25 protein-coding genes and 1 pseudogene are annotated in these 13,034 nt (G+C 37.7%); 20 read left to right on the plus strand and 6 right to left on the minus strand.

Features of this window, described 5'->3' with window-relative positions:
• Positions 1 to 305: peptidoglycan-binding domain-containing protein (locus FD16_RS12945; RefSeq protein WP_162255733.1), on the plus strand; the 305-nt coding region annotated here is incomplete at its 5' end.
• Positions 306 to 607: 302 nt separating this feature from the next.
• Here the strand turns inward: FD16_RS12945 and FD16_RS11895 are convergent.
• Positions 608 to 940: a DUF5388 domain-containing protein gene (locus tag FD16_RS11895; RefSeq protein WP_010623286.1), complete on the minus strand. Its 333-nt coding sequence runs from the start codon at positions 938 to 940 to the stop codon at positions 608 to 610.
• Positions 933 to 1,742 (minus strand): ParA family protein, encoded by an 810-nt coding sequence (locus FD16_RS11900; protein ID WP_010623287.1) that lies wholly within the window; start codon positions 1,740 to 1,742, stop codon positions 933 to 935. Before FD16_RS11900 ends, FD16_RS11895 begins: the two co-directional genes overlap by 8 nt.
• 1,321 nt (positions 1,743 to 3,063) lie before the next feature.
• Between FD16_RS11900 and FD16_RS12855 the strand changes: the two genes are divergently transcribed.
• Complete coding sequence (locus FD16_RS12855; RefSeq protein ID WP_222843308.1) at positions 3,064 to 3,126, plus strand: putative holin-like toxin; 63 nt, start codon at positions 3,064 to 3,066, stop codon at positions 3,124 to 3,126.
• A 231-nt stretch (positions 3,127 to 3,357) separates the two neighbouring features.
• On the opposite strand, the gene FD16_RS11910 is transcribed toward FD16_RS12855, so the two are convergent.
• Positions 3,358 to 4,017 (minus strand): hypothetical protein, encoded by a 660-nt coding sequence (locus tag FD16_RS11910; RefSeq protein WP_010623289.1) that lies wholly within the window; start codon positions 4,015 to 4,017, stop codon positions 3,358 to 3,360.
• 106 nt (positions 4,018 to 4,123) lie between these two features.
• Positions 4,124 to 4,828 (minus strand): S24 family peptidase, encoded by a 705-nt coding sequence (locus FD16_RS11915; RefSeq protein WP_010623290.1) that lies wholly within the window; start codon positions 4,826 to 4,828, stop codon positions 4,124 to 4,126.
• Between the two features lie 198 nt (positions 4,829 to 5,026).
• Between FD16_RS11915 and FD16_RS11920 the strand changes: the two genes are divergently transcribed.
• The 5 genes and pseudogenes from FD16_RS11920 (at position 5,027) to FD16_RS13270 (ending at position 6,802) form a co-directional block, all read left to right on the plus strand.
• Positions 5,027 to 5,239, plus strand: a complete 213-nt coding sequence (locus FD16_RS11920) for a helix-turn-helix domain-containing protein (protein ID WP_010623291.1) — start codon at positions 5,027 to 5,029, stop codon at positions 5,237 to 5,239.
• Between the two features lie 16 nt (positions 5,240 to 5,255).
• Positions 5,256 to 5,975 carry a phage antirepressor KilAC domain-containing protein gene (locus FD16_RS11925; RefSeq protein WP_010623292.1) on the plus strand — a complete coding sequence of 240 codons (720 nt, stop codon included), beginning with the start codon at positions 5,256 to 5,258 and terminating at the stop codon, positions 5,973 to 5,975.
• A gap of 25 nt (positions 5,976 to 6,000) precedes the next feature.
• Positions 6,001 to 6,159, plus strand: a pseudogene (locus FD16_RS13265) (BRO-N domain-containing protein); the annotation flags it as partial.
• A 36-nt stretch (positions 6,160 to 6,195) separates the two neighbouring features.
• Positions 6,196 to 6,651, plus strand: a complete 456-nt coding sequence (locus FD16_RS11930) for a phage antirepressor KilAC domain-containing protein (RefSeq protein ID WP_010623293.1) — start codon at positions 6,196 to 6,198, stop codon at positions 6,649 to 6,651.
• Between the two features lie 25 nt (positions 6,652 to 6,676).
• Complete coding sequence (locus FD16_RS13270; RefSeq protein WP_268869693.1) at positions 6,677 to 6,802, plus strand: hypothetical protein; 126 nt, start codon at positions 6,677 to 6,679, stop codon at positions 6,800 to 6,802.
• Here the strand turns inward: FD16_RS13270 and FD16_RS12860 are convergent.
• Positions 6,795 to 6,968: a hypothetical protein gene (locus FD16_RS12860; protein ID WP_155804448.1), complete on the minus strand. Its 174-nt coding sequence runs from the start codon at positions 6,966 to 6,968 to the stop codon at positions 6,795 to 6,797. The two genes, FD16_RS13270 and FD16_RS12860, sit on opposite strands and share 8 nt — an antisense overlap.
• 57 nt (positions 6,969 to 7,025) lie before the next feature.
• Here FD16_RS12860 and FD16_RS13275 point away from each other — a divergent pair, with 57 nt between their 5' ends.
• Positions 7,026 to 7,148 (plus strand): hypothetical protein, encoded by a 123-nt coding sequence (locus tag FD16_RS13275; protein ID WP_268871798.1) that lies wholly within the window; start codon positions 7,026 to 7,028, stop codon positions 7,146 to 7,148.
• Here FD16_RS13275 and FD16_RS11935 read toward each other — a convergent pair whose 3' ends face one another.
• Positions 7,149 to 7,406 carry a hypothetical protein gene (locus tag FD16_RS11935; RefSeq protein ID WP_155804450.1) on the minus strand — a complete coding sequence of 86 codons (258 nt, stop codon included), beginning with the start codon at positions 7,404 to 7,406 and terminating at the stop codon, positions 7,149 to 7,151. It abuts the gene before it with no gap.
• A gap of 54 nt (positions 7,407 to 7,460) precedes the next feature.
• Between FD16_RS11935 and FD16_RS11940 the strand changes: the two genes are divergently transcribed.
• The 12 genes from FD16_RS11940 to FD16_RS12870 all read left to right on the plus strand — a co-directional run bounded on the left by FD16_RS11940 (position 7,461) and on the right by FD16_RS12870 (position 12,912).
• Positions 7,461 to 7,817, plus strand: a complete 357-nt coding sequence (locus FD16_RS11940) for a hypothetical protein (protein ID WP_010623295.1) — start codon at positions 7,461 to 7,463, stop codon at positions 7,815 to 7,817.
• 31 nt (positions 7,818 to 7,848) lie between these two features.
• Positions 7,849 to 8,034 carry a helix-turn-helix domain-containing protein gene (locus FD16_RS11945; RefSeq protein ID WP_033386356.1) on the plus strand — a complete coding sequence of 62 codons (186 nt, stop codon included), beginning with the start codon at positions 7,849 to 7,851 and terminating at the stop codon, positions 8,032 to 8,034.
• Positions 8,035 to 8,115: 81 nt separating this feature from the next.
• A complete protein-coding gene (locus tag FD16_RS12865; RefSeq protein ID WP_155804452.1) occupies positions 8,116 to 8,283 on the plus strand; it encodes a hypothetical protein in 168 nt (55 codons plus the stop codon).
• Between the two features lie 413 nt (positions 8,284 to 8,696).
• On the plus strand, positions 8,697 to 8,894 hold the full coding sequence (locus tag FD16_RS11950) for a hypothetical protein (protein WP_010623297.1): 198 nt from the start codon (positions 8,697 to 8,699) through the stop codon (positions 8,892 to 8,894).
• A gap of 105 nt (positions 8,895 to 8,999) precedes the next feature.
• Positions 9,000 to 9,785: a tyrosine-type recombinase/integrase gene (locus tag FD16_RS11955; RefSeq protein WP_033386368.1), complete on the plus strand. Its 786-nt coding sequence runs from the start codon at positions 9,000 to 9,002 to the stop codon at positions 9,783 to 9,785.
• A gap of 20 nt (positions 9,786 to 9,805) precedes the next feature.
• Positions 9,806 to 10,573 carry a hypothetical protein gene (locus tag FD16_RS13090; RefSeq protein WP_010623299.1) on the plus strand — a complete coding sequence of 256 codons (768 nt, stop codon included), beginning with the start codon at positions 9,806 to 9,808 and terminating at the stop codon, positions 10,571 to 10,573.
• Entirely contained in the window at positions 10,570 to 11,349 is a 780-nt protein-coding gene (locus FD16_RS11965; protein WP_010623300.1) for an ATP-binding protein, read from the plus strand. Before FD16_RS13090 ends, FD16_RS11965 begins: the two co-directional genes overlap by 4 nt.
• Before the next feature lies 1 nt (position 11,350).
• Complete coding sequence (locus FD16_RS11970) at positions 11,351 to 11,545, plus strand: hypothetical protein (protein ID WP_033386359.1); 195 nt, start codon at positions 11,351 to 11,353, stop codon at positions 11,543 to 11,545.
• Positions 11,511 to 11,741, plus strand: a complete 231-nt coding sequence (locus FD16_RS11975; protein WP_010623301.1) for a hypothetical protein — start codon at positions 11,511 to 11,513, stop codon at positions 11,739 to 11,741. The genes FD16_RS11970 and FD16_RS11975 overlap by 35 nt, the downstream gene beginning before the upstream one ends.
• Before the next feature lie 28 nt (positions 11,742 to 11,769).
• Positions 11,770 to 12,459, plus strand: coding sequence for a hypothetical protein (locus FD16_RS11980; protein ID WP_010623302.1), 690 nt, complete (start codon positions 11,770 to 11,772; stop codon positions 12,457 to 12,459).
• Positions 12,460 to 12,568: 109 nt separating this feature from the next.
• A complete protein-coding gene (locus FD16_RS11985) occupies positions 12,569 to 12,760 on the plus strand; it encodes a hypothetical protein (RefSeq protein WP_010623303.1) in 192 nt (63 codons plus the stop codon).
• Positions 12,757 to 12,912 carry a hypothetical protein gene (locus FD16_RS12870; RefSeq protein WP_155804454.1) on the plus strand — a complete coding sequence of 52 codons (156 nt, stop codon included), beginning with the start codon at positions 12,757 to 12,759 and terminating at the stop codon, positions 12,910 to 12,912. The genes FD16_RS11985 and FD16_RS12870 overlap by 4 nt, the downstream gene beginning before the upstream one ends.
• The last annotated feature ends 122 nt before the right edge of the window (positions 12,913 to 13,034 follow it).

A 13,034-nucleotide genomic window follows, 5' to 3' on the forward strand; every position in this document is an offset into this window, starting at 1 on the left:
CTACCCAAACGGCGGCTAAGTCTAATAAGATTGCCGTTGATGGGATTCCAGGTTACAACACTTACCTAGGTTTGCAGAAACTTTATGGTATGAAAGTTCAAGACGGCAAGATTAGTTCTCCATCAGCAACTGTTAAGGTAATCCAGAAGCACTTAGGATTTACCCAAGATGGCTACTTCGGTCCAGTTACTTATCGAGCCATGCAACGTAAACTTGGCACTCCAGTTGATGGTAAGGTTAGTCGGCCATCACTCATGTGGAAACAAATTCAACGTGATATTAATAATGGGGTGAAACCTTTTTAAAATAGTGATACTATGTAGTCGATGCGCTAATAACACATCACTTCCTAAGAGTAGCCCCAGTCCTTAATTTGACTGGGGTTTTTGTTTTAATTGAAACAAGAGTGTGAAACCACTTTAAAATGTGATACTATGTATTATGTAATAGGTTATCCATTTATATTTCGCTTCAAGCCTCAGTCCTTTTTGGATTGGGGCTTTTTTATTTGCTCTCAAACGTATTCTGCGGCAATTTTAAATCAAAAGACGTACAAGTATATGAAAGCAGGCCTCTCAGTTAATCGCTAGGAGGCCTGTTTTTTTAGTTATTTTTTGCTTTTTAGTCGAACGTCACGTGATTCTAGTGTACTAACTTGTAGTTCAAACTCTCTTTGCTCAATTGACGATAGTTGCTCATAGAATGATTGAATTGCTGTATCAACCGCAAGACGTTGATTTTCAGCATAACCAATCATCGCCATTGCTAGTAATTTATTTCGACTGTGGTTACTTATTTTTAGGTTGGTATCAAAAGTGATAGAACTTATCACTTCACTATTTACAGAGCTATTATCAAAGTCAGATGCTTTAGCCTGTTTATCTGGTTTAGGGATACTGTTTTCCTTATTTCTATTAGACCTAATTAATGAATTAGCCATGTTCGATCACCTCAATTCTTGAGAGAAGCTCATCTGTTACATCCTTATATACTGCAAATACTTTCTTATCAAATTTGGATTTAAAAGTGATCCCTGTGATGCCATACCGTTTGAGCCGCTGCATGGAATGAATCTTATTTTTAAAGATATTTTCTTCACCAAATTCAGAAATTGCATTGGTTACCGTTGCTTCATCTACAGGCGCACCAGCTTGTAGCAGAACCGCCAAAATGCCAACCAGTTCTAGTCGTGGTGCTTTATATTCATCAATAACCTCTTCTTGGATATACTTAATAAATGCTTCAGCACCCTCAAAACTATGTTCGTGGGTTTGCATGATTATTAAGCAGTAGTCAGAAGCATATAACGCACTATCAGTAATTAATGAAATTGTAGGTGGTATATCAATAATTACATAATCATATTTTTCTTTTAATGGTTTCAGTAATCGATCAAATTCTTTAACACGATCATCATAATTATGAAGTTTTTCCATGTATCTAGGATATAACGAAAAATCTGGCGCCGAAGCCAATAAGTCTAAATTGTCTTTTATATTGATTACGGAATTGCTAAGATTACTATCTTCCACACTAGACATTAAAGTTTTATCAAAATGACCGACTTCATTACTAATATTCAATTTTGTTTTTAAATATAAATTGGTTGCGTTGCCTTGAGGATCAAGGTCAACGAGTAATGTCTTAAAATTACGATTACTGAGTTCTAATGCGACCATCGTAGAATTGCTAGTTTTTCCAACTCCACCCTTGAAATTACCAAACGTGATTACCTGTGTCATACAGCAATATCCTCCATTTGTTTTTTAAATTTTAGCACTATGCAGTTCTGTATGTCAATAGTGCTGATACTCGGTAGTTCTTTAGTTCTGTAGTGCTTTTGAAATAAACAAAAAGGTGGCCAAAAAGCCGTCATTACAAGGAACTATGTAGTGCACTAGTTCTTTAGTGCAATAGTGCAAATGCACTGTAGTTCTATAGTGCATGAGTTCTATAGTGCTGTAGTGCTGTATAAAAATAGTATTGACATGTATTTGATGAATGGTATTATGTAGTCATAACCTAATAAGGTGTATTAAAAAAGCCCCGATTAAAGCTAATTAACCGAAGCAATACAATTGAATATAAAAAAAGCCACCCCCGACTGGCATCGGGCGCAACTAAACAGTTTATTACTAATTAACTGTATTGTAGCACGCGTGGCGAATTTTGACAATGTAGAAGCCAACCTGCATGGATAAAGTCCAAACCAAATAGACACGTCTGCCAGTGCGACCGCAATAACGACTGGCTATATCACATAAGCAACGACCTCGTGTTGTGGGTGATGAATGGTGATGACCACCAATAAGGGTCAGGGCGGTTTACTGGTGCTTACGAGCACGGTGACTAGTCACAATGCTATTAGGGCAGTAATTAATAGGGTGACTAGTTTGTCGAAGAGACAGCAGCTACGAGGTTAACTAGAATACGTGAGACGGCCGATCGGTCAAGTAGCAGTTAAGTTGTACTCTAGTGCGACGCTTATTTTTAAAATTTGCTCGTGACTAGGGTACAGCTTTGCCATTCACCGCTCAACCAACCTCTCAATCAAGCGAGGGTAGCCCGATAAGTCAACTAATTTGAGTAAATACATAACAAAATTTCACTAACTTTGGCAAAAACAGAAACCTATTAAATCAAGGTTTTGAAACTAGACCAATTTTATTTAACAAATTTCACAAGCTTGGTTAGCTACTAATCATTGGCTTATGGGCAGTTTGACTATGTAGGCATTACTACTCTGGTATTATTGCCTACATGTTATTTGATCCATAAAAAAGGTTACTGGCATTAGCTAGTAACCTCGGTTCAATAAGAGTAGTTTTCATTATAAACTGATTCGGCTGGCAGGCAATTAATCTGCTTAGCCATGATCTTTTAATAATATAGCTTGTATTTTTTGTCGCTAAATAAAATAACAGTCATTGTGCTATACTATTTGAGCAAGAAGTTTTAAGGGCGGCGGCTATCTTTTCCCTTGCGAGGTGATGTCTATGGGAACATGGAAAAATCTTTCGAAAGGTTTCGCAGTCAATGAGCGTCTTCCAGACACTCTCGTTGATGTTGCTGTTTGGCACGTTTTTAATCGCACTCCTCAGCTATATCGACAAGCACCACAAATAAAAAAGCCGCCCTGCTCAACTTTGGCTAGTTACAGGGTGACCTCTAAAATTACTTTGTAGTTAATGCCACCGTCTTTGAAGCGGCTTGCACGGGGAACTAGTTCACGCTAGTTCCCTTTTCATTTGTCATAATAGCAAATTTTTCGTAATTAGGCAAATAAGTGTTACATTGCTACACTATTTTTGCCTGGTACAAGTAATTTTTCAAATTCATTTGTCATAATATTAAATTTTATTTAGCTGTTAATTTTATTCCTTCAAGAGATGTGTTTAATACTTGGCCTTTGTGTAATGTAGCAGTTACTTTTGTTACTTGACCAGTTTCACTGTCTTTTGAAGTTCCTAGAATTTCATTAACATCGCCGTCATTTGTATCTATATTACCGCTTCCTTGAGTTGCAGTAATGTCATATCTTCCTGGTTTGATATCCTTACCAACTGTCCAACTACCAGCAGATAGTTCTGTTTTATATGAATATTTGCTAGGTGTTGGTGTAAAGGAAGCAGATTCTATGCCTTCAAGCTTAATTTGTTCTCCTTTTACAAGAGTCACAGTATATGAATCAACTTGTCCTAAACTGTTATCTACCGATGTTCCAAGAATTACGTTTATGCTGCCTGATCTATTAGTAAAATTACCACTTCCACTAGTGGCTTTTACCATATAACGACCTGGATTAATATCTGCACCAACTTTAAAAGTACCAGCATTTAAGTTTTTTGCGACGGCAGTGTTCTTTTCTACTTTTTTTGATGATGATTTAGATGAAGTATTATTAGATTTTGAATTAGTGCTTCCCGATGATGAAGATCCCAGTGAACTTAAACCAATAAATATAACCACCACAGCTATTAACCATATCCACCATTTTTTATACCAAGGTTTTTTCAAAATAATTTCCTCCTAATATATAAGAATAAATTAATAATAGCACAAAAAAATACAATGTGGTAGAATCACATTGTATCCGCTGTCAGTCGCCTTAGGGCGGCTTTTTTTATATTACAACAATTCCTCGTATCAAGAAGTCGTCGTAGTCATGAATTATAATGTCGTCGTAGTTAGGGTTTAGCGATATAAGCCTTACATAGTCATCGTTAAACGATAGTTTCTTGATGAATGCTTCACCGTTAACTTCTGCGATGACAAATTGATTATTACGAACGTCATTTTCGTCAACCAATCTATTTACATAAACAATCTGTCCGTCATTAAATGTTGGCTCCATCGAGTTACCAACGACTTTAACCGCGAAATCATGTTCTGGTGCGGGTCCACGAACAACAACTTGTTCAGGTTGCTCATGATCAAGGTATTGGCCTGTACCGGCTGATACAGCACCATAAACTGTTTCGGTATGTTCTACGTTGTCTGTGTAGTCAGATAGCTGTACAACGTTGTTATTCTGTTCTGACAACTGATGTGTAGCGCAGTTGTAGACGTTTTGCTGACGATCAGAATTAAGAAGAATCATTTTTTTAGTTGTTTGGCTTATTATGGAACCATCTATATCTATTAAATCTTCCGGGTTTATTCCTAAACCATTACATATTTTGATAATATTTTCCATTTTAGCATTAAGGACGCCTCTGCTTAATATCGATCTAACGGTTGTATATGCTAAATCAATTGATTCCGAAAATGATTTTACGTTGCCTGATTTTATTTCCATTAGGTTTTTTAGATATTCTTCTCTACTCATTATATTTTCCTCCTTCCTTTAAGTATGCGTATATTATAACATGCGAAAAATCGTATGTATATATAAAAAAATAAAAAAACATGAAAATTCGTATTGACTTGGTACGAATTTTCGTATATTATGTATTTGTGCTTAAGACAAGCGCATTTATTTTCAATCAAAAATACGAAAATTCGTATATAGATAAGGAGGAAAGATATGCTAATTAATTTAGAAAAGGCTAGACATGAAAAAAACGTTTCTCTAGTAGACATTGCTGATTTGCTTCACGTTAGATATCAAACGGTCTCAGACAAGATAAATGGAAAATCATCATTTAAATTCAATGAAGCAATTGAAATTCAAGAAGAGTTCTTTCCAGAATATGAGCTTAAATTTCTTTTTAAGCCGAGCAAAGAACAGCCAGTATAGAAAGGAAGTGTAACAAATGGAAGAATTACTCAAGGTAACAGTTAACCGGAGTAATCAGCAAGTCATTTCAGCACGCGATTTGTATGATGGGTTGAACATTGCAAGGCGTTTCAGTTTGTGGGTATCTGATAATTTTGATGATTTCGAAGAGAACGCGGATTTTACAACCGTACGTAAAAGTACGGTTGTAAATAACGGAGCTAAAAGAGAACTTCAAGACTACGCACTCACAATTTCAATGGCTAAAGAGTTGTGCATGATGAGCCACAGTGAGCAAGGAAAGGTGTATCGGCGTTATCTGATTGAGCTGGAACGCAAATGGAATGACCCGGCGGAAATTGTAAAACGTGGGTACGCAATTCTGCAAGATGAAAATTCACGCTTGAAGATTGAGAACACTCAAATGCAACCTAAGGCACTCTTTGCTGATGCAGTAAGTGTAAGCCATACATCGATCTTAGTTGGCGATCTAGCTAAGATGATTAAGCAAAATGGTGTCGATATTGGTGCACGCAGGCTATTCAACTGGCTTCGAGAACATCACTACTTAATTAGTCGTAAAGGTGCTGACTATAACTCGCCAACACAGTACTCGATGGAGCGTGAATTATTTGAGATTAAAGAATCAACGCACATCAATAGTGACGGTGTGACTGTCACAACTAAGACACCAAAAGTAACAGGTAAGGGCCAACAGTATTTTATTAACAAGTTTTTGAATGATCAATCAGCGTAGGAGGTAAGCCACATGGCAGCAAGCAAACGTAGACCACGTAAAAGAAAAGTACAAGCTGACCGAACGAATCGTTCTGGCAGGTCAAAATAGAGAAGTTGTAGTCATCTCCGAACCGGGCCTATATCAGTTAGCAGGTCAAAGTAAGCTGCCATCTGCCGAACCATTCCAAGATTGGGTCTACGAGGAAGTCTTACCGTCGATTCGGAAACACGGGGCATACATGACCGATTTAAAGATCGAAGAGATTCTAAGTAACCCAGATACAATCATTGAACTAGCCACGCAACTCAAAACGGAACGGTCAGGACGATTGATCGCTGAGCAACAAGTCAAAGAATTACAACCAAAGGCTGATTATTATGATCAAATTCTTGCAAATAAGGGATTGGTGACAACTACATCAATTGCTAAGAACTATGGTATGACAGCAAACGAATTGAACAAGCTTTTACATGATCTCGGAATTCAGTACAACCAATCTGGTAGCTGGTATCTATATAGCAAGTATCAGAGCAACGGTTACACGCACACCATTCCAGTGCCATATAAACATAAAGACGGACGTGAGGATATTAAGCCACAGACAAAGTGGACACAAAAGGGTCATATCTTCATTTATGAAACGCTCAAGCAACATGATGTGTTACCGATGATCGAACAAGATCAATCAGCCTAACCGCAGAAAGAAAGGAAAGACAGAAATGAAAAAATTAATCAATGTTTTATCGGCAATAGAAAAAGACCTTCGCATTATCGCAAGTAACACGGAGGCCCCTAATGGTACAAAAAAATATATTGATCCAATCACAGGCAAGGAAATTATTTAAATTCCATTTTCAATTGATCATATATTTTTAAAGTAGTTCGTACGACATCACTCGGTTTTAAGGTAGCTGGAATGTGTCCTGTATCAGCTATGATTGATTCAGTGTTTGTCCTTAAAAGAGTATCTGTGAGATTTGCCGCAACATTTAGCAATTCTTTGTCAATCATCAATATCACCTCACTTCCATAAGTGGATTAATTATATCGCAGAAAGAAGGTGTAGATATGGATCCCGAAACTATCGACGAATTATGCCAGTTAAAACAAGAATTAATTCATAAGGCTCTTAATACAAAAAGCCTAATCAAGAAGGCAATCCTGATTAGGATATATAAAGAATTAAATTAATTATTTTTCTTCTGTCATTTGTATATACAGAACTTCTTCAGCATTTATTGCAATTGTCGACGAACAATTTTTGCTTTGATCTTTAGAGTCTTGAACGTTCAAATTAAATGTAATTGTTTTAGCGCTTTCAAAGGAAAAATCTTTAGGATCAACATCTTTACCGTTAACTTTTATTGCAAATATTCTTTTTATGAAAAAATCATTATTCGTTGCCATGTTTTTGAAGGATATTCTTGCACAAAAAGTCATAATTTTCACCACACTTCCATTTAGATAAGTTAAGTATATCGCAGAAAGAAAGGAACAATAAAAATGAAAAAAACAGAAGTATTAACTGGTATTAAATCATTCGATAAAGCAACTTATGAAAAGGGCAAACCAGGTGTAATTCTAGTTTTAGAAAATGGAAATGAACTTGAACAATACGTAAAGGCAGTGCAGAGAAAAATTGATGATCTCCGGTATGCTTTAGATCAAATTCAGTCATTCGAACCTGAATTTAACGTTGTCGGCTCTAGAACCGCCGAGCGTTCTGACGGTCAAAGATTCGACGTCAGCATTCAACGTGGTAAAAATATTCCTAGTAATGCTAATTCAAGCATGAGCGATATTGAGGGCTATCTAAACCATATGTCATCAATCGACACAATAACAATTAAATTGAGCTAGGAGTAATCACACGCAATCACAGTTAGCAAGGTTGCGGCACGCTAAGCGTATGACACAAGCGGATTTAGCGTGCGCAACCGGTATTAAATATAACGTTATTTCAGAATATGAATCTGGTCGCTATTATCCGAGCATGGAAAGCGCAATCAAATTAGCTGATTACTTTAACGTCAGCATTGATGAGCTGATTGGACGGAAGGAGCTGACAGTATGTTAATTATAGGCCAAATTGGATTTGTAATCGTAGTTGCTTTGATTGGTGGTTTCATTGGCTGGCACGCAAGTAAGGGTGATCTGTTTGATTGAACCGGGATACATGATCAGTGACGAGGGAGAAAAGTTACCTTGTCCATGGTGTAAGAATGTGGACGGTGTGGCATATGTTGGCTACTACCGTGATGATGGTTTTGTAAAAGCTGATGAGTGTCCACATTGTCATCGAAAATTAGGAGGTAATGAAGAATGATTAATTCAATTAAATTATGGATTCAGAATTTCTATTTAATCCATATAAAAAAGCCACACTGCGCATCATGCGGGCAGGTGGCAATTCTACAAAATGATGATGGGTCTTGGATCTGTGAGCAATGTTCCCAGGTTATGAGTGATCTGGGGGGAGAACAAGATGATCGAGCATAATTACTGGCTACTAGAAACGGCATGCATATACAAAAAACCGGCTCACGAAAAAATCGCAAGTCGGTTAAAAGGTAGTATGCGGCTCCGAAGAGGAGCCTGACAGAAATTTACAACAAATAATGAGATTTTGCAAATAAAGAGCCAACCATTTTGGGAGGAATGATCGACACGGAGTAATGCCTGACAATCCCTGGGGAGGGGATCTGGGTAGAATATATAACAATTAGGGAGGTTTTGCAAGTGCCAAATAAAGCCGTCAACGCCAAACGAAAAATCCAAGTTCAATGGCATTTAATTAAAACGTTATGGGTACCAGAAGACGAGCGTACATTATCTGATTTGAATAAAGCATATGAACTATTAGGTAAGTATGAGTATGAGCTGAATGAAGCAATGGGGTGGTGTGATTACAAGCCAAAAAAGGGTAGTGAACAATAACGGCTACAAACGTTGATATGGAACGACTGACAGCAATAAATAAGTAGTTGCGATTATACAGAGTATTCGCAACGATTTTAAGGGGGTGTTGATTATTTGAATGACATGAATATTGAGGACTATCTCTTGTATTGTATGGAAAATGAATTGGCAGAAAATACTATTAAAAATTACCGTGTCACGCTGAATCAATTGTCCCAGTGGCTGCAAGATAACACGGTTGAATATCTGAACAAAAATGATCTCATTAAGTTCAAGCAATTTCTAAAAGCTAAACAATACAAGGTGGACACCATCAACCATAAAATTGATACCATTAACATTTTTCTAACTTGGCAGCATAAAGATGACATGAAACTTAAAATGTTGCGGCAACAGTCGAATAGTCATCGTGCTTCAATCAACCAGAACGAGTACCGACGATTGCTTAAACATTCAAGTGGAGAACTTAATTTGTTTATTCTGACCATTGGAAATACCGGATTACGGATCAGTGAAGTATGCCGGCTAAAGAAACGTGATTTATATCAAAAAAATGTGATTGTGAATAATAAAGGCAAGACCAGAATTATTGGGATTCCAGGATTCGTCAAGAAAAAGCTGAAAACATTTGTCGCGTTGAAAAATGACGATGCGGTTATTTTCGGTAAAACCCAATCCCATTATCGACAAGCTTTGAAACGGTGTGCGACTAAAGCAATGGTCGACAAGACTAAGGTTTATCCGCATTCACTGCGGCACTATTTTGCCAAGCAATTCATAGCAGACGGTGGAGATTCAACCGAATTGCAACAGATGTTAGGCCATGCCAGTATTCAAACTACCACCATCTACACGCATTTAGATTCCGATGAACTTTCACGCAAATTTAAACAGATCAAGAATTTATAGGATAGAAATGGGGAAATATTATGAGTAATCTGTTGATTTCAGAGCCGCCGCTTCAAGTGTTACCGTCACTAGCTAATGAGTTAAAAAGTTCTGATAAAGCTATTATCATCCAGCAAGTTCATTACTGGTTGAACAAATCAACGAATATTAGAAACGGAAACAAATGGATTTATAATAGTGCTTCTGATTGGCAAAAACAGTTCCCATGGTTGTCTGAAAAAACGGTTCAACGCTATTTAAAAGATTTAGAAAATCGTGGTTTGTTGATTACTGGCAACTATAACAAAGCCAAATTTGATCGTACGAAGTGGTACAGAATCGACTATGACGCATTAGACAATTTGGGTCGAGCATTGGGACCGACAGTACCAACGATTGGGACTGATAGTACCAATCCAAAGGGACCAGCGGTACCAACCAATACCAATAGACTACCAGAGACTACAACAGAGAATACAAAAGAATATAGTGCATCAAAAACCAATGGTCCATCATTGACTCAATTAAAAAGTGATTTCGAAGAAATATGGGCTGACTATCCTAACAAACAGGGTAAAGGTAACGCATTTAATCATTACAAGGCTTGGCGCAAAAAGTCAAAGGAACACACCAATTCATATTTAATCGAGAGATTGAAATTTTACAAAATTTATTGTCAGCAAAACAGGTGGTATCGGCCTATGAATGGCTCAACTTGGTTTAATGGGCGCTTTGATGATGAATTAGAAATCCATGGCACGGATCAAGAGCAACGGCCTACCACAAAGGAGGACTTGTTTAGGCAATGAAAACGACGCAAGGAATGTTCAGTGAAGCCTTTATTGATCGTGTTGCTAAAGCGCATGGTGTTGATCAACAGCACTTACCTTCAAAAGACGAAATTGAACGACAAACCGTTAAAAAAGCACAACAAGCGATTGCCCATAAACGTATTAAGGTTTTTGCGTCCATGTCAGTTTGGCCCGGTGGCAATATTCCACTGCACTTTCAGTTTTCTAGTTGGCAAGTCAACAAGCAAGATAATCATGAGCTAGCTAAATCGCTTGGCAAACAGGCATATCAGCTGGCAATCAGAATGGATAAAACGCCGCTCAATGTCATTATGTCGGGTGATAAAGGGACCGGTAAAACTTCGTTAGCACTGGCTATCATGGATTATTTATCTGATAAAGGTCAAAGTGGCATGTTTGTATCAACTGCTGAACTGGCTAGTTTGATCGGTCAGCAATACGAATTAAGCGATGTGAAAGCACGATTGACAGGTATTGAGCGAGCCATGACGGAAACTGATGTGCTAATCTTAGATGATTTCGGTACAGAAGGCGGTATGAAGCAGGATATCAAGCCGGTTCGCAGAGACATGCAAACGATGATGTATCGCATAGCTAACTCCCGCGTTGATTTTGAGATGAACGCACCTAGAAGATCGACGATTATCACAACAAACAATTCTGTCAGTGAATTAAAGGCTATGTACAATGATAAACTGATCAGTCGGCTGGTGCCCAAGCCAGCAAGTCAACAATTAGCGTTTTTAAACATGAAAGATGTACGAGGCATATAAAATGCAAAAGATTAAATGTCCAGCATGTTTGGGGACTAAGGAATACCCCTATGCAGGAAATAAATGTATTCGGTGTGATGGCCGTGGCTATATAGATTTTGGTGAGGCTGAGCAGAATACAATCAATCGGATTATGAATGTTAGAAAGGAAGCAAACGCATATGTCAAGACCAATCAAATTGCCAGCACATATTGAAGCCTACTTTTTAAATCACAATATTGGCTGTTCTGGTGTGCTCCCCGTTGATGGAGAAACAATTAAGATTATGACAAACGTCGGTTGGTTTAAATACAATTCAAGCACAAAAGATCTCAGTAAGTTTATGGGACGGTATGCGGGATATGAATCAGTATTTAACAGCCAAATTTGCGAACAACTAAGTTTAATTTAGATTGAGAAGACTGACAGGAGGTAAACAAATGACGAAAATTGATATGGAATTGCTCCATGTGTTGGAGAGTGACTATGGGGATCTTTCCCATGTCCCAGAAGATGACAAACGACTAGCAGAATTACGTAAGCCGTTCATGGTTGAAAGAAGTCAAGAAGACCGACAATCATCACGTGTGGTGAAGATCAATCAAGCACTGGACAAATATATATCATTAGGTGTTAAGAACGGTTGGTCAAAGGCAGAGACACTTTATTGGCTTAATCAGTCGGGACCGCTTCAAACCAATGTGACTAATTCACAAATTGAAAGACGTATATCGTTTAGGTCAATTAGTTTAACAAGAAAGCCGATGGACTTTGATCATAATGATCAGGCACATATTGATCGAATTATTTTGGATAAGAAAGCACACGGAAAGTCACATGATCAAATTGCAACCATGATTAATGATCTAGGATATGGATCATTTGTTGACGCGCCTTACGTTACTCATCGGTACCGTAAGTTGATCCCTAAGCATGAGATGAAGCCAGAATTAACTGGTGAAGAAAAGCGAATTGTTGATGTACAGATTGAGGTAGCTATGAACACTGAAATGAATGTTAATGATCTAGTTAAGTATTTGAATGACATGTCTAAGATCAAACATGAAGTCACACGTGATGTAGTAACTAAGCGCGCTAAACGTATGCACATTAAACTGGAGGGCATGTAATGAAATATAAAGTAGGAGATAAAGTTAGAATTCGTAAAGATTTATTGGAACAGATTGAAAAATTCAAGTTGCAGGATTGCCCACGGTTTGAGATAGCGGAGGTAGACGAATGACTGAATTAGATAAAAAACAGGCTGATTGCCCATATTGCCACGAACCACATGACATCATTAAGGGTGGTGATCGTGTTGGGTTCTGGTTTAATAGCGATAATCAGTTGTGTAGCCCGTATGATGATGCACCAAACGTTCTTGTTAACTATTGCCCAATGTGCGGCAGAAAGTTAGGTGAAGATGAATGAAGCACGGACACAAACGCTCAGCAATCAAGAAAAAGAAGCGGCGTATGGTGCAGCATGCCAAAGAACATGCTAAGACCACACTAGACGTGCAGAGTTTACGACCGTATAAAATTGGGGGTTATGGTAATGCCAGACGAGAAACGACGTATTGAAAGTTGTATGCGAATTATTGGTTATCAAGGTTATGCGGTTCGTTTTGATAAGTCATCTGCGGACGAATATGTTTATCATGTTTACTGGAGTGATGGTAAAAAATATCTAATTAACGTAGATC

Origin of the sequence: Paucilactobacillus suebicus DSM 5007 = KCTC 3549 (genome assembly GCF_001434475.1) — a bacterium.
Taxonomy (GTDB): domain Bacteria; phylum Bacillota; class Bacilli; order Lactobacillales; family Lactobacillaceae; genus Paucilactobacillus; species Paucilactobacillus suebicus.

Coding starts and splice junctions, on each gene's coding strand:
- FD16_RS11895 (WP_010623286.1), bottom strand. CDS start 940: ATGGCTAATTCATTAATTAGGTCTAATAGAAATAAGGAAAACAGTATC.
- FD16_RS11900 (WP_010623287.1), bottom strand. CDS start 1,742: ATGACACAGGTAATCACGTTTGGTAATTTCAAGGGTGGAGTTGGAAAA.
- FD16_RS11915 (WP_010623290.1), bottom strand. CDS start 4,828: ATGAGTAGAGAAGAATATCTAAAAAACCTAATGGAAATAAAATCAGGC.
- FD16_RS11920 (WP_010623291.1), top strand. CDS start 5,027: ATGCTAATTAATTTAGAAAAGGCTAGACATGAAAAAAACGTTTCTCTA.
- FD16_RS11925 (WP_010623292.1), top strand. CDS start 5,256: ATGGAAGAATTACTCAAGGTAACAGTTAACCGGAGTAATCAGCAAGTC.
- FD16_RS11930 (WP_010623293.1), top strand. CDS start 6,196: ATGACCGATTTAAAGATCGAAGAGATTCTAAGTAACCCAGATACAATC.
- FD16_RS13270 (WP_268869693.1), top strand. CDS start 6,677: ATGAAAAAATTAATCAATGTTTTATCGGCAATAGAAAAAGACCTTCGC.
- FD16_RS12860 (WP_155804448.1), bottom strand. CDS start 6,968: ATGATTGACAAAGAATTGCTAAATGTTGCGGCAAATCTCACAGATACT.
- FD16_RS13275 (WP_268871798.1), top strand. CDS start 7,026: ATGGATCCCGAAACTATCGACGAATTATGCCAGTTAAAACAAGAATTA.
- FD16_RS11940 (WP_010623295.1), top strand. CDS start 7,461: ATGAAAAAAACAGAAGTATTAACTGGTATTAAATCATTCGATAAAGCA.
- FD16_RS11955 (WP_033386368.1), top strand. CDS start 9,000: ATGAATATTGAGGACTATCTCTTGTATTGTATGGAAAATGAATTGGCA.
- FD16_RS13090 (WP_010623299.1), top strand. CDS start 9,806: ATGAGTAATCTGTTGATTTCAGAGCCGCCGCTTCAAGTGTTACCGTCA.
- FD16_RS11965 (WP_010623300.1), top strand. CDS start 10,570: ATGAAAACGACGCAAGGAATGTTCAGTGAAGCCTTTATTGATCGTGTT.
- FD16_RS11970 (WP_033386359.1), top strand. CDS start 11,351: ATGCAAAAGATTAAATGTCCAGCATGTTTGGGGACTAAGGAATACCCC.
- FD16_RS11975 (WP_010623301.1), top strand. CDS start 11,511: ATGTCAAGACCAATCAAATTGCCAGCACATATTGAAGCCTACTTTTTA.
- FD16_RS11980 (WP_010623302.1), top strand. CDS start 11,770: ATGACGAAAATTGATATGGAATTGCTCCATGTGTTGGAGAGTGACTAT.
- FD16_RS11985 (WP_010623303.1), top strand. CDS start 12,569: ATGACTGAATTAGATAAAAAACAGGCTGATTGCCCATATTGCCACGAA.
- FD16_RS12870 (WP_155804454.1), top strand. CDS start 12,757: ATGAAGCACGGACACAAACGCTCAGCAATCAAGAAAAAGAAGCGGCGT.